The organism is Corynebacterium tuberculostearicum (assembly GCF_016894265.1).
In the GTDB taxonomy this organism is placed as follows: Bacteria; Actinomycetota; Actinomycetes; order Mycobacteriales; family Mycobacteriaceae; genus Corynebacterium; species Corynebacterium tuberculostearicum_D.
Genome location: NZ_CP069791.1, coordinates 1,572,105 through 1,585,225, shown reverse-complemented (window position 1 = coordinate 1,585,225; position 13,121 = coordinate 1,572,105). Strand labels below are relative to the sequence as shown.

General features: G+C 57.6%; 10 protein-coding genes. All 10 read right to left on the bottom strand.

Annotated features, from left to right (window positions below; translation table 11 throughout):
• Positions 1–29: 29 nt before the first annotated feature.
• Positions 30–602 carry a DUF421 domain-containing protein gene (locus tag I6J28_RS07610; protein WP_204608850.1) on the bottom strand — a complete coding sequence of 191 codons (573 nt, stop codon included), beginning with the start codon at positions 600–602 and terminating at the stop codon, positions 30–32.
• 97 nt (positions 603–699) lie between these two features.
• Positions 700–2,772 carry a bifunctional metallophosphatase/5'-nucleotidase gene (locus tag I6J28_RS07605; protein WP_204608848.1) on the bottom strand — a complete coding sequence of 691 codons (2,073 nt, stop codon included), beginning with the start codon at positions 2,770–2,772 and terminating at the stop codon, positions 700–702.
• 187 nt (positions 2,773–2,959) lie between these two features.
• Positions 2,960–5,248 carry a RelA/SpoT family protein gene (locus I6J28_RS07600; RefSeq protein ID WP_204608845.1) on the bottom strand — a complete coding sequence of 763 codons (2,289 nt, stop codon included), beginning with the start codon at positions 5,246–5,248 and terminating at the stop codon, positions 2,960–2,962.
• A gap of 86 nt (positions 5,249–5,334) precedes the next feature.
• Complete coding sequence (locus I6J28_RS07595) at positions 5,335–5,880, bottom strand: adenine phosphoribosyltransferase (protein ID WP_204608842.1); 546 nt, start codon at positions 5,878–5,880, stop codon at positions 5,335–5,337.
• 53 nt (positions 5,881–5,933) lie between these two features.
• Positions 5,934–7,418: an ABC transporter substrate-binding protein gene (locus tag I6J28_RS07590; RefSeq protein ID WP_239454581.1), complete on the bottom strand. Its 1,485-nt coding sequence runs from the start codon at positions 7,416–7,418 to the stop codon at positions 5,934–5,936.
• A gap of 236 nt (positions 7,419–7,654) precedes the next feature.
• Positions 7,655–8,815, bottom strand: a complete 1,161-nt coding sequence (gene secF / locus I6J28_RS07585; protein ID WP_204608839.1) for a protein translocase subunit SecF — start codon at positions 8,813–8,815, stop codon at positions 7,655–7,657.
• 2 nt (positions 8,816–8,817) lie between these two features.
• Positions 8,818–10,710 (bottom strand): protein translocase subunit SecD, encoded by a 1,893-nt coding sequence (secD, locus tag I6J28_RS07580; RefSeq protein WP_204608836.1) that lies wholly within the window; start codon positions 10,708–10,710, stop codon positions 8,818–8,820.
• Positions 10,711–10,948: 238 nt separating this feature from the next.
• Positions 10,949–11,305 (bottom strand): preprotein translocase subunit YajC, encoded by a 357-nt coding sequence (yajC, locus tag I6J28_RS07575; RefSeq protein WP_204608833.1) that lies wholly within the window; start codon positions 11,303–11,305, stop codon positions 10,949–10,951.
• Between the two features lie 74 nt (positions 11,306–11,379).
• A complete protein-coding gene (gene ruvB, locus I6J28_RS07570; protein ID WP_204608830.1) occupies positions 11,380–12,459 on the bottom strand; it encodes a Holliday junction branch migration DNA helicase RuvB in 1,080 nt (359 codons plus the stop codon).
• A gap of 21 nt (positions 12,460–12,480) precedes the next feature.
• Positions 12,481–13,098 (bottom strand): Holliday junction branch migration protein RuvA, encoded by a 618-nt coding sequence (ruvA, locus tag I6J28_RS07565; protein WP_204608827.1) that lies wholly within the window; start codon positions 13,096–13,098, stop codon positions 12,481–12,483.
• Between the last annotated feature and the right edge of the window lie 23 nt (positions 13,099–13,121).

Below are 13,121 nucleotides of genomic sequence, written 5' to 3'. Positions count from 1 at the left end.
GCGCTTCTGGCCAAGCTGTAAGGTGCGCCCTAAGAGTCTTTAGCGTCTTCGATGTATTCGGACCCCACCAGGTCTTTAAAAAGCTCCGGATCGATGGTTTGACCGACCTTGATGACGGAGATGTGGCCTGTAGGCTCCAGGATCATTATCTGCACGTCTTCCATGCGGCTAATGCCGGCTCTACGAGCCGCCGAGTAGATATCCGATTTTGTAATGTGGGCCAGAGTCAGGTTATCTTCAACCATCTCACCGCTAAAGACTAAAAGGATGGGACGACGGTCCAGAAAGCGCGTCCACTTCACTACCTTGCGAATGGTACCGAAGGCAGCTTCGAGCGCCATCAGCGTGGTCAGACCGATGACGCCGGCGGCAAGGGTCGGTGGATTGCCCACGATGACACGGCCCGCGACCGCGCCAAACATAATAATGATGATGGCATCTGAGGCCGTCATGGACGTAAGCACGCGAGAGCCAAATAGCTTCACCAGCACCATGAAGGATAGGTAGATACCCAAAGTCGCCAGCACGACAACGGGGATACGGTGCCATTCAATACCCAGTTGATAGGTAATCTCGCGCAGAAAGAGTTCTAGAGTATCCACGACTGCTTAGGTTACCTGGCAGCCACGAGACATACAGAAAAGGCGGAGCGTCACTCCCCCGTTCAGGAAGAGCCGCTCCGCCTAGTGCTGTGCTGTCTTAGATGTGGAACTGCTTGCGCAGGTCCTCAATCATCTTGCGAGCTGGGGCAGGAAGAATCTGCGGGTTCATGCCCACAACCGCAACGCCAGCTACCAGTGCTGCAACGATGGCGAATACTGCGCCGCCCACGGAAGAGCCGTTGGAGGACAAGGAAGAGCCCTTTGGCGCAGGCTTAGCTCCCGGCTCTCCGGAGCCCTCGCCGCTTACCTCGAGAGGCAGAGTTGCCTTAGTGCCGGCGTCGGTGGTGATTTCCAGGTTCTGGGTACCGCTCAGGTTCTCCGGAACGGTGAGCTTTACCGTTGCGCGACCTCGCTCACCGAATTGCGCATCGCCTTCTTGCGCAGCGTTGTCGATATCGACGGTCTGCTCAGCGTCGCCCAACTTGACGGTTGCCTTCTTGGCCATCGGCTCACCGTCGGTGGAGTAATTGAGGCTGGACAGGTTCACCGTGATTTCCTCGCCCGGCTTCACGTCCCCCTCGATGTTGGCGCCAATCTGGCCCTGGCCCGTGCGGACCTCCGATTCACCCGACTTGATGTAGTCGATCATGGCCTGAGTGTCCATGTAGCCCACATCGTTCTTGTCCTTGATGGAACCAGCGTTGAAGTAGCCGTCGCCGCCTGCCTCTTCATCACTGGAAGCAAGGAAGGAAGACAGCGCAATGGAGTAATCCTTCTTCGGATCGATTTTCTCGCCGTTGATGGTCACAGACTGTACGCGCTCGCCCTTGTCGGCCTTCTGGTCGTAGACTACTTGGACGTTATTGGAAAGCCCCATGGCCAGGCGTGGTCGGCTGCCTTCCTGCCACTGGTTTTCCAAGGCATTAATGAACTCCTCGCCGGAAATCTTGGCGGTAATTACAGAGTTGCCAAAGGGCTGTACCTCAAAAATGTCCTTGTAGGTAACGTCGCCGCCCTTCAAGTCAGCACGAACACCGCCAGCGTTCATCACACCGATCTCGATGTCCTCGCCTACCTGCTTGCTCATGGCGTAACGCTGGCCGTCAGCAATGAAGTTATTGAGGGTAGATTCGACACCACGGTTAGAACCCGAATCAGCATTCTCATCAGATCCGCGGAACAGGGCCCGTTCCACAGTACCGGCGGTCTTGGCACCCTCGATGTCAGCCTCTTGCTGGGCCTTTTTTACAATAGCTGCGATTTCAGCATCTGGTTCAACCTTTGCTGCAGCGGTCGCGTCGTACTGCTTCAAACTGATGTCGGTAATCTTTTTAGCAGTCTTATCAAAGGTAATATCAACGTCGTTGAGCAGTTTGCCGTACTCGTGTCCCTGTGCCCACTGCAGTGGCAAGGCGCCCTCGCGCTCAATTTCGCCCTTAGTGGCAACGTGGGTGTCGCCGCCAAAAGCTACGTCGACGTCTTTGTTAAAGTCCTCTGCAAAGCCTTGGGCATCTTCGTGCATGAGCGCAACAACAACATCGGCCTCACCAGATTCTTTCAAACGAGTAGCTTCCTTATTGGTAGCCTCGGCTGGATTAGTAAAAGTGATCCCTGGGATCTTGGCAGCAGACACCTTATACTTGGTATTTTCCGTTACCGTGCCAACATAGCCGACTTTTACGCCATCAATTTCTTCGACGTGGGAAGCCTCCAGAAGAGGCTTCCCATCCTTGAACACGTTGGCACCCAAGATTGGGTAATCAGAGCTATCAGCGATACGCCCTGTAAGGTCTTCGGTACCCTTATCAAACTCATGGTTACCTACAGCAGTCACCTTCATACCCATCTCGTTGAGGGCTTCAAGGGTGTACTTGTCATCAGAAATTGCAGAGACAAAGGCAGAGCCGCCCACGTTATCGCCCGAGGAGGTCAGGTTGAATTCCTGTCCTTCATTTACCTGCTTGATAAGGGACTGCAAGCGAGCCACGCCGATTTCATCGCCGGCCTTGGCTGGGTCACCAATCTTGTCTTCCAAGTGACCGTGAATATCGGTGATATTGGTGACGGAGATGGTGGTCTTGTTTTCCTGTGCCACCGCCTGCGCGCCGGAGAGAGCAACAGCGGAAACGGTAGTGGCGGCCACAAGCTGGCCGATGCGACGGAACTGCATTGAAGTACTCCTAGATAGTAGAAAGCGACAGGATAATTTATATCGCTTCGCTAACTACTTGGCAGGAGACATTAAGCTTGCTTGCTGGAGTTTTACCTTGCAGCAGTCAAAAATTCACATACAGGTAACCTCCCCGATGCCTTTGCGTTGCTTGCCCCGCCCCTCCTTGAGGGTGGGGCACAGCGCCTTAGGCGGTTACGCGGTAAACGTCAAAGACGCCTTCGATATTGCGCAGTGTGGTCATCAAGGTTCCCAATTGCTTGGTATCCGAAACGGAGAATGTGAACCTTACCGTCGCAATATGGTCATCGCCACGATTAGAGTTCATGGTCAAAACGTTGATGTTCTCATCGCTCATTACCCGAGTGAGCTCTGAAAGGAGGCCCTGACGGTCGAGGGCTTCCAATTGCAGCGTCGCCGAGAAAGCGCCCGTTGCGGAGGTACCAGAAGACCAGGCCACCTCCAACATGCGCTCTGGTTCTGCCTTGAGCTTTTCCGCGTTTGTGCAATCGGCTCGGTGCACGGAGACTCCCCCGCCGCGGGTAACGAAACCGAAAATGGCATCGCCCGGCACGGGCTGGCAGCACTTGGCGAGCTTTGCCATCACATCGGGGCTGCCTTCCACCAAGATGCCGGTGCCCGATGCCGAGTCTTCAGTGTGTTGGGCACGGGAGTGCTCAATCTCAGACAGTGGCGTGCGTGAGGCCAGGGTGTCGATGGCATCGTCTTGGTCGCCGAACATGGCAACCAATTGGTTGGCCACGTGTTGAGCAGATACGTGGCCCGCGCCGATGGCGGTATACAGCGAATCGACGTCGGTATAGTGCAGCTGCTCCGCTACCTGCTTCATGGAGCTGGCAGTAAAGAGGCGGTGCATGGGCAAGCCACCACGTTGGACCTCGGTAGCCAGGGCATCGCGGCCGGCTTCCAAGTGTTCTTCGCGGCGTTCCTTAGCAAACCACTGCCGCACCTTTGTCTTGGCTCGAGCAGACACGAGGAAGTCTTGCCAATCGCGGGACGGACCGGCGTTGGGATCCTTTGAGGTAAAGATTTCCACCTTGTCGCCGGACTTTAGCTTCGATTCGAGCGCGACGAGCTTGCCATTGACCTTGGCACCGATACACCTGTGCCCCACCTCAGTATGTACTGCGTAGGCAAAGTCCACCGGTGTAGAACCGGCAGGCAGGTTTACCACATCGCCCTTCGGGGTAAAGGCGAAGATTTGCTTGGCGGTCAGGTCGTAGCGCAGCGAGTCGAGGAACTCATTGGGATCGGCGGCTTCCTTCTGCCAGTCCAGAAGTTGGCGCATCCACGCCATCTGGTCTACTTCTTCCTGGTGGCCCGAGTTCTTGCCCTTGGTTTCTTTGTAGCGCCAGTGAGCAGCCACACCGAACTCGGCGTTGTAGTGCATCTCGTGGGTACGTACCTGGACTTCCAAGGTAGCGCCGCCATTTGCCAGCACCGTGGTGTGCAGCGACTGATACACGCCGAATCGCGGCGAGGAAATATAGTCCTTAAAGCGCCCCGGCAATGCCTGGTAGATCGAGTGGACCACGCCGATCGCGGCATAACAGTTATTGACGTCCTCGACCAAGATGCGGATTCCTACGAGGTCGAAGATCTCCGCGAAGTCGCGGCCGCGCACAATCATCTTTTGGTAAATGGACCAGTAATGCTTTGGTCGGCCCATAACCTCGGCTTCAATGCCGTTTTCCTTCAGCGCCCCGCTGACCTGGCTAATGATCTCTTTCAGCGCGCGATCGCGCGAGGGGGCACGATCTGCCACCATCCGTACGATCTCGTCGTACTTCTTCGGATACAAGATGGCAAAGGACAGGTCTTCCAACTCCCACTTCACGCTGGCCATGCCTAGGCGGTGAGCTAGCGGCGCGATAACCTCTAGGGTCTGCCGCGCCTTCTTAGCCTGCTTTTCGGGCGGGAGGAAGCGCATGGTACGCATATTGTGCAGGCGGTCGCTGACCTTGATGACCAGGACTCGGGGGTCGGTGGCCATGGCGACAATCATTTTACGAATGGTCTCGGCCTCTGCGGCCGAGCCCAGTGCCACCTTGTCCAGCTTGGTCACGCCATCGACCAAGCGAGCCACCTCCGGACCGAAGTCTCGGGTGAGGTCCTCTAGGGAGTAGTCAGTATCCTCCACGGTGTCGTGCAACAGTGCTGCGACGATAGTGGTGGTGTCCATACCGATCTCCGCCGCGATCGTCGCCACGGCGAGCGGGTGGGTGATATACGGTTCTCCGGATTTGCGAAAGACACCCTCATGGAGCCTCTCCGCGGTGTCATAGGCGCGATTGAGTAGATCAGCATCGGCCTTGGGGTGAAACTTGCGGTGGATGGACATCAACGGGTCCAGCACCGGATTTACCTTCACTCGGCCGCCGGTAAGCGAACGAGCTAGGCGAGCCGACATGCTGCGCATTCCGCCGCCGGACTGGCGCTTTACGGGTTTGTCCATGGCCAAATCTACCGCCCTTCACAGTGCCACGGGCCTTGTGGCCTCATGTCCAACTAGATCGTTCGATCTAGCTTAGGCATCCCATCTTAGTCTGTGGCATTCAACACAATGAGCGGTGGGCCGGATAAACGCTCACGACCGTTGAGCCCCTTGACTTCCAGCACCACCACATTGCCAGCGACTTCGGCACCTGCTGACTCAAGCAAAAGCTTGGCACCGTGGAGGGTGCCACCGGTGGCCAGGACGTCGTCGACAAGCACCACGCGCTTGCCCTTGATGTCAACGCCGCTGGCTGGAATCTCCAGCGCCGCGGAGCCATACTCCAGCTCATATTCTTCGGTATATACCGGTGGGGGAAGCTTGCCCTTCTTGCGGATGGCCAAGATGCCTAGGCCCAACTTGTAGGCGACGGCCGAGCCGAGGAGGAATCCACGGGCGTCGAGGCCGCCAATCATATCTGCGCCCAATTCCTCGCAGGCGGCCGCCAAGCCGTCCACTACGGTGCGAAATGCCTCTGGATCCGCCAAGACCGGGGTGAGGTCCTCAAAGAGGATGCCCTCCTCGGGGAAGTCTTGAACGAGGCGAACCTTGTCCTTGAGTGCTTGTGCTGCTGATTCGTAGTGCGAACTCATAATCTTCCTTGAGAAATATTTGCGAGAGGTCGTAATCGCCCGCTATGAGGGGCCTATTCCTTGTCCGTTGGGGCGGTACTGTGCCAGCGATCCATATTCCAACCGATGCCCGAGACGCCAGTGTACGGCAGGACACCTTCCACGTCGCGGCGGACGAGGAAGACCCGCGGCTGCGCTGAGAGAGGAATGGATGGAACATCCTTCCACAGAGCCTCTTCTGTCTTCTTCAGCTCCGCAGAGTTCTTCATGCTCGACTCCACAGTGGAATACTCCGTCTGGGGATCGACTGGGCCGAGAAAGGCATCGACGGTAGGCGCCCAGGTTTCCGGATCCATTTCCAAGTAGTGCTGGGACATGAACTCCGCAGACGCGTCCTCGATGGTGATACCGGCCGGCTCACAGGATGCACGAAGTTGTTCCACCATGGCGGCATAACGTTTATCCGGTCCCAAGTAGCCCACCTTGATAGTGGTCCCGTTGAGATCGCCGGCCTTGGCTAAATCGGTGCCCTGGTGATCCTTCCCCACCTTTTCTAGGCTGCCGGCAACTGGGTTGGTCGCGGAAACGGTACGCAGGTAAGCCGGTGGCACCTCCACACCGGAGGCCGCAGAGCTTGCTTGCGCAACCGCCTGCTGATCGACGCAGGCCGCGAAGCTCTCGCGCGCCCACGGCTCCGCGAATACTCCGGCTTCAGATAGCGTGAGCGTATCGGTTAGCTCGCCAACCATTGGAGTGGCCTCGTAGGGGGACTCCCCTGCCTCATCCTTCGTGCTGTCCAGCCAGTCAGGATTCTCGCTTGCGGCATCGACTACGCGCAACGCGCCTTTATCTGCGAGCTTCTGTGCATCAGCCTCCGAAGGCCAGACCACAACATGATCTTCCGCTGGGGCGTCTCCGAAGTACTTTTCGTTTGCTTTGAGAATGATCTCCCCTTCGTCGCCTACCTTGTCAATGACATAGGGCCCAAAGGAGACCTGCAGCTCGGGATCTATCTGATCCTCGGCCACGGAAAAGCCATAGCGCCATTCCTTAGCAACCGGCGCAAGCGCCTGCATGTCTTCTACTGTCAGGGCGGCGTTGAGTTCCTCAATGCTCAACTCGGACTTCTTGGCCAGCGCATGGGCCGGCATGACCGTGCCGGCGCCAAACATGTGGCGCCAGCGCTGCCCCTGATCCTTGTTAAAGGTCAGGGTGAACGTTTTGCTTTGGGGCTCACAGCTAAAATCTGCGATGTCATTCATCAACGGCATATGGGAGGCGAATTCAGCTGGATGAGTACCGGCCACATACGCCAAAAAGTAGTCGTCACAGGTAACGGGGGTACCATCGGAAAAGACGGCATCCTCTTCCAAAGTGAGCTGAACACTCCGCTGGTCGCTGCCGGCAACGGGCGGAAGCTCCTCGGTCTCAACTAGATCCGCGTTGGGAATCAGTTCGCCAGAAGGGCCGGGCACAAAAAGGCCTGGATAAAGCCGCGTAGACAACAAACCGGCGGAGGTAGCGTCACCAAAGGAGGTGCCAGAATTAGTGGTGGCCAAGCGGGAATTTACCTGGTAGCCAAAGTATCCATAGGATTCTGGCTCCTGGGGAACACTAGGCGAGTCCTCTTCGCCGCCCTGCCCGCTACAGGCAGAAGCAGCTAGAGCTAGAGCTGAAACGCACGAGGCAATGGCCTTCCTTCCCCAGTGACGTTCGCTAGAACTGCTCTTTGATTTAAGCACCGTTATTTGCCCTCACTTCAGCTACAATTCCGCCATAATCTTACTACCGGAGGTTACCGGCCCGGGCGCCAGGTTGCGCCAGGGTGCCCAGTGGACTCGGACGGATCATCGTCGATCTCAGCCGGGGTGGACTTTACGCTCACTGGTGAGACCACGGTGCGGCCGGAGGATGCTGCGCCAGATTCAGCCTCGGCGTTCTCGTCCTCGCCAGCGCGGTAGTCCGCGACCCGCTTGTTGTGACGCTTGATCTTCTTGGACATGTTGGCGAGGGTCACGACCAGCGGCGTAGCGAAGAAGATGGAGGAGAAAATGCCCTCGACCACGCCGATGAGCTGAATGAGCGCCAGATCGCGGAGGGTACCGATACCCATGAGCCACACGGCCACCACGAAGAGCGCGATGATAGGCAGTGCAGAAATCACCGAGGTAGAAATCGAGCGCATGACCGTCTGGTTAATAGCCAAGTTTGTCAGCTCAGCAAATGTCTTCTTGCGCTGGCCCTCGAGGCCTTCCGTGTTCTCGTTGATCTTGTCAAAGACGATGACCGAGTCATACATGGAGAAGGTCAGGACGGTAAGCAGACCAATGATGACGGCCGGGGAAACTTCGAAGCCAAACAGGGCGTAAATACCGGCGATGATCACGCCGTCTGCAATCAGCGCGATAATTGCGGCAAAAGCCATGGTCTTCTGCAAGCGAATGGCCACGTAGACGGTCGCGGCTACCAGGAAGACCAGCATGGCAATGAGCATGCGCTGGGTAATAGAAGAACCCCAAGATTCGGAAACCGTGGACGAGCCAATGGCATCCGGGGTGGCCTTGCCGTTTTCATCCTTCGGCTGGAAGTTGTCATAGATAGCCGCGCGGGCCGCATTCACGTCCTCTTGGCTCAAGCGCTCAGAAACGATTTCCAAGGTCTCGGAATCGCCAGCGCCCACAATGTGAACCTGCTCGGGTTCTACACCGGTGGAGTCTTCGAAGACCTGGCTTACCTCATCTTCCTTGAGGTCGCCTGCCGGCATCGACAACGTGGTGCCACCTTCGAAGTCAATCGAGAGCGAGAAGCCACGAATGAGGATCGCGGCCACTGCTGCCACGATTAGTGCTGCAGTGATGCCGTACCACAGCTTGGTGCGACCGATGAAGTCATAACCGCGCTCGTCCTCGTAGAGGCGGTCCATCCGGGAAATCTTGTGCTTAGTCGAAACAGCCATGCTTATTTCTCCTCATCTTCCGCAGCATCTACGGGACGTGCGGTTCCTGCGGCAGAATCTCCTGCCGTTTCCTTGGTGGCTGGCTCCTTTGCACTCGCGGATTCAGCAGCGTTCGCTTGACGACGTCCCGAGCCAAAGTAGCCGCGTTCACGGCGCTCTTCCACCAGTGCGTAGATACCGCCGAGGCCATTCATCGAAGGTTTAGCGGCAGCCGGACGTCGGCCGACCATCTGCATCAGCGGCGCCATGACCAAGAAGGATACGATCAGGTCGAAGACGGTGGTCAGGCCCATGGTAAAGGCGAAGCCCTTCACCTCACCGATGGCGAGGAAGTAGACCACAACAGAGCCAATCAGGGTCACCGCGTTACCGGTCACAATGGTGGCACGAGCGCGCTCCCACGCCTTTTGCGTAGCGGAGCGGAAGGTGCGTCCCTCGAGGAGCTCGTCCTTGATGCGCTCGTAGTAGACCACGAAGGAGTCAGCGGTTGCGCCCACACCGATGACCAGACCGGCGATGCCGGAAAGGTCCAGCGAGTAACCGATCCAGCGGCCCAGCAGAACCAGGGAGCCATAGGTCAGGAGGCCAGAGGCAATGAGGAAGATAAGGGATACGCCGGCCAGCGCGCGGAAGTAGTACAGCGAGTACGCCATCACGAGTACCAGGCCAACAAGGCCTGCAATGAGGCCGGCCTGCAGAGCAGCCTTACCCAGTGTTGGCGGAATGGACTCTACGGTGCCACCCGGCTCGCCATTTTCACCGGCGAAGGACAACGGCAGTGCGCCATACTTTAGGTTATTTGCCAGGCTCTGTGCCTCTTCCTGGCTAAAGTCACCAGTAATGGAGGTAGCAGAACCAACTGGGGTTGCGCCCTGAATGAACGGTGCGGAAATAACCCCAGAGTCAAGGGTGATGGCTACCTGGTCCTTTAAGTGTTCCTGGGTCAGGTCCGCCCAGGTCTGAGAACCGTTCGGGCCATCACCAGTCTTGAAGGAGAAGTTGATCTCCATCTGACCGGATTGACCGTTCAGGCCGCCTTCGATCGGAGAATTGGTATCGATCTCGTTACCGGTGAGACGGGTGCCGTTTTCGTCCTTGATGCCATTGAGAAGCGGTGCTGGCTCCAGAACGTACGGATTGCCGTTGGAGTAGTCACAAGTAACAAATGGCTTGGCAGGATCATCGGCGCCGGCCAGTGGGTCGCTGCTGCCCTGGCAGGTCATCAGCGCGGAGGCTGCTGCCTGGGTGGTCGGGTCCTCGGACTGACGGTCCTTCAGGAGCATCTCCGTGACTTCATCACGGCGCTTAGTCTGCTCAATGGAGTTGCTTGGCTGCTCAAGCGGCTTGGCGCTGACCTTAGGAGCCTTCTGTTTCTTTGGCTCCTTGCCAGTCATCTGTGCTTCTTGCTGAGCGATGGACTGGGTCATCTGTTCCATCTGCTTATTGGCCTCGTCTGCGCTGAGTACGTCGTACTTCACCCAGCGATTGGCCATATCTTCCAGCACCTTATTGAGCTTTTCCATATCCGGCATGGAGGGCTTAGCCACCGGACGGAAGAACAGCTGCGAGGTCTGGCCCACGGCCTGTGCCTGGGAGGCGTCTTCACCTGGCACGGTAATGACCAGGGTATTGCCGTTGATGACAACCTCAGAACCAGAAACACCCATGCCGTTAACACGCTGTTCCAAAATGTTGCGTGCTTGCTTGAGCTGGTCTTGGGTGGGTTCCTCGCCTTGCGGTGCCAGCGTTACGCGGGTACCGCCCTGCAAGTCGATGCCAAGCTTTGGGGTGCTTTGACGGCTACCAGTTAAAAAGATAAGCGCATAGATAACAACCACAATGAGCACGAAGAGCGCGAGCGCGCGCTTCGGCCATTGGCGTTTGCTATTTTTCATAGCGCCACGGGTTTTTGCGGACAACGATAATCTCCTGTGCTGCTTATAACAGGGTGTTTAAACATTAAATACGGCCCCGCCACATGGCGCAGGCACGTCAACAACGCACAATCGTACGTCATCAGGCGGAGTTTTCCTTAACGAGGGCCAGATAAGGCCCAAAGTGTGATGGGGTCTACGCTCCGCGAAGTCCCCACCTACCAAGCAAACATTAAGGTAAATCTTAGGAAATGGCGGGCTACTTCTCCTCGCCGTCAAACGGAGGGTACTTCTCATCAGGCAGGTTATCTGCCGCATCGTTCTTCTCTTCCCCAGCAGCGGGACGCGCCAGGTCATTGGCCTCTTGTTCGGTGCGAATCACGGCCATCTTGTCAAAAGTAACCACCACACCAGGGGCGATTTCTAGATCCACATCCTTGTCGCCAGTGCTGCGCACCACGCCGTGCACGCCGCCCGCCGTAACGATGGCGTCGCCCGGCTGCAGGGAATTCTGGAGGGCCTGCATCTCATTTTGGCGCTGGCGCTGCTTTCGCATGGCCATAAACGAGGGAACGACGAAGAGGATGCCAATAATGATGAGAATGATGATTTCCATAGCACCCTAGTGTGCCAGACGGCGGTGTGCACAGAAACCCCAAGGGGGCATCGCCAAGCAGGCTAGCCCCTGAATTAAAACAGCCCGGCCGCGCCCTCCGGCGGGGTAAGCCCCAGGTGCCGCCATGCTGCAGCGGTAGCTACGCGGCCGCGTCCAGTGCGCGCAACCATCCCGGCACGCACCAGGTAAGGCTCACACACCTCCTCCACCGTCGAGGGCTCCTCGCCCACTGCGATGGCCAGTGTGCTCACGCCAACCGGTCCGCCGCCGTGCCCCTTAATCAAGGCATTGAGCACCGCCCGGTCGAGGCGGTCAAGTCCCATGTCATCTACGTCAAAGACTTCGAGCGCTCCTTGGGCCGCACTGAGATCAATCAGGCCGGTGCCATTGACCTCGGCATAGTCTCGAACGCGGCGCAGCAAACGGTTAGCAATACGCGGGGTTCCGCGCGACCGAGAGCCAATTTCTACCGCCGCATCGTGGTCAATTTCCACGTCCAAGATGTGGGCGGCGCGCTTGATCACTTGGGTGAGATCAGCCGTGTCGTAGTACTCCATCTGCGCGGTGAAACCGAAGCGGTCGCGCAATGGGCCGGTGAGCATGCCGGCGCGCGTAGTCGCGCCGACCAGGGTAAAAGGCGGGATCTCTAGCGGAATAGAAGTAGCACCAGGTCCCTTGCCCACAATGACGTCAATGCGGAAGTCCTCCATTGCCATGTACAGCATTTCTTCTGCTGGCCGGGCAATGCGGTGGATCTCATCGATGAACAGGACATCGCCTTCCATCAGGTTGGAAAGCATTGCGGCCAAATCACCGGCGCGCTCCAAAGCGGGCCCAGAAGTCATACGCAGCGAGGTGCCCAGCTCCTGGGAAATAATCATCGCCATAGTGGTCTTGCCCAGGCCCGGCGGCCCTGAAAGCAAAACGTGGTCCGGCGTGACCCCACGGTTCTTTGCCCCCTTAAGCACAAGGGAGAGCTGCTCGCGCACCTTGGGTTGGCCGATAAACTCCTCGAGCGACTTTGGACGCAAGGAGCGTTCAATATCATGCTCCTCGGAGTGTGCGGTGGCATCCACATCGCTATTGCGCTGGGAGGCGTGCGCCGCGTCGACGCCCTCAGGGAGATTGAACTCGGTGCGCTCAATATCGGACATATTTTTCAGCCTTCCTGCCGGTTATTTCTTCTTGCCCAGCTGCGCCAACGCTGCACGCAAGAGAGTGGACGTATCGGCATCGGGATTTTCCGCGTAGGCAGATTCCACCACGGGACGCGCTCCCTTATCGGTAAACCCGAGGCCAATGAGTGCCTCAGTCACGCTTTCTACCACGGCACCACCGTTCGGCGCGACGGCGGTATCAACGGAGCCTGCGGCGGCGGGCTCGCTTGGTGCAAAGGCCGCTACCTTATCTTTCAGCTCCAGCGCCAAGCGTTGGGCCATACGCTTGCCGACGCCCGGGATAGACTGCAGCGCCTTCACATCTTCCCCACCAATTGCCGCAGCAAGCTCCCCTGCCCCCATTACGGACAGCGCCGCTAGGGCCAGCTTGGGACCTAGGCCGGACACAGACTGCAGCACATGGAACATCTCGCGATCCTCATCAGCGCTAAAGCCATAGAGAGTCAGAGAATCTTCCTTGACCACCAAGTTAGTAAGAACCGTGGCTTGTTCCCCGCGGCGCAAGGTGCCCAGCGTTTTTGGGGTAGCTAAAAACTTGTACCCCACGCCTGCACAGTCGATAACCCCATGGTCGAGTCCAATATGGATTACCTCTCCACGCAGTGCAGCAATCATTGGCTTCTTATCCTTCCACTCTC

Bases quoted from the DNA above. Each gene is read 5' to 3' on its own strand.
- I6J28_RS07605 (WP_204608848.1), bottom strand. From the start codon at position 2,772: ATGCAGTTCCGTCGCATCGGCCAGCTTGTGGCCGCCACTACCGTTTCC.
- I6J28_RS07600 (WP_204608845.1), bottom strand. From the start codon at position 5,248: ATGGACAAACCCGTAAAGCGCCAGTCCGGCGGCGGAATGCGCAGCATG.
- I6J28_RS07595 (WP_204608842.1), bottom strand. From the start codon at position 5,880: ATGAGTTCGCACTACGAATCAGCAGCACAAGCACTCAAGGACAAGGTT.
- secF (WP_204608839.1), bottom strand. From the start codon at position 8,815: ATGGCTGTTTCGACTAAGCACAAGATTTCCCGGATGGACCGCCTCTAC.
- secD (WP_204608836.1), bottom strand. From the start codon at position 10,710: ATGAAAAATAGCAAACGCCAATGGCCGAAGCGCGCGCTCGCGCTCTTC.
- yajC (WP_204608833.1), bottom strand. From the start codon at position 11,305: ATGGAAATCATCATTCTCATCATTATTGGCATCCTCTTCGTCGTTCCC.
- ruvB (WP_204608830.1), bottom strand. From the start codon at position 12,459: ATGTCCGATATTGAGCGCACCGAGTTCAATCTCCCTGAGGGCGTCGAC.
- ruvA (WP_204608827.1), bottom strand. From the start codon at position 13,098: ATGATTGCTGCACTGCGTGGAGAGGTAATCCATATTGGACTCGACCAT.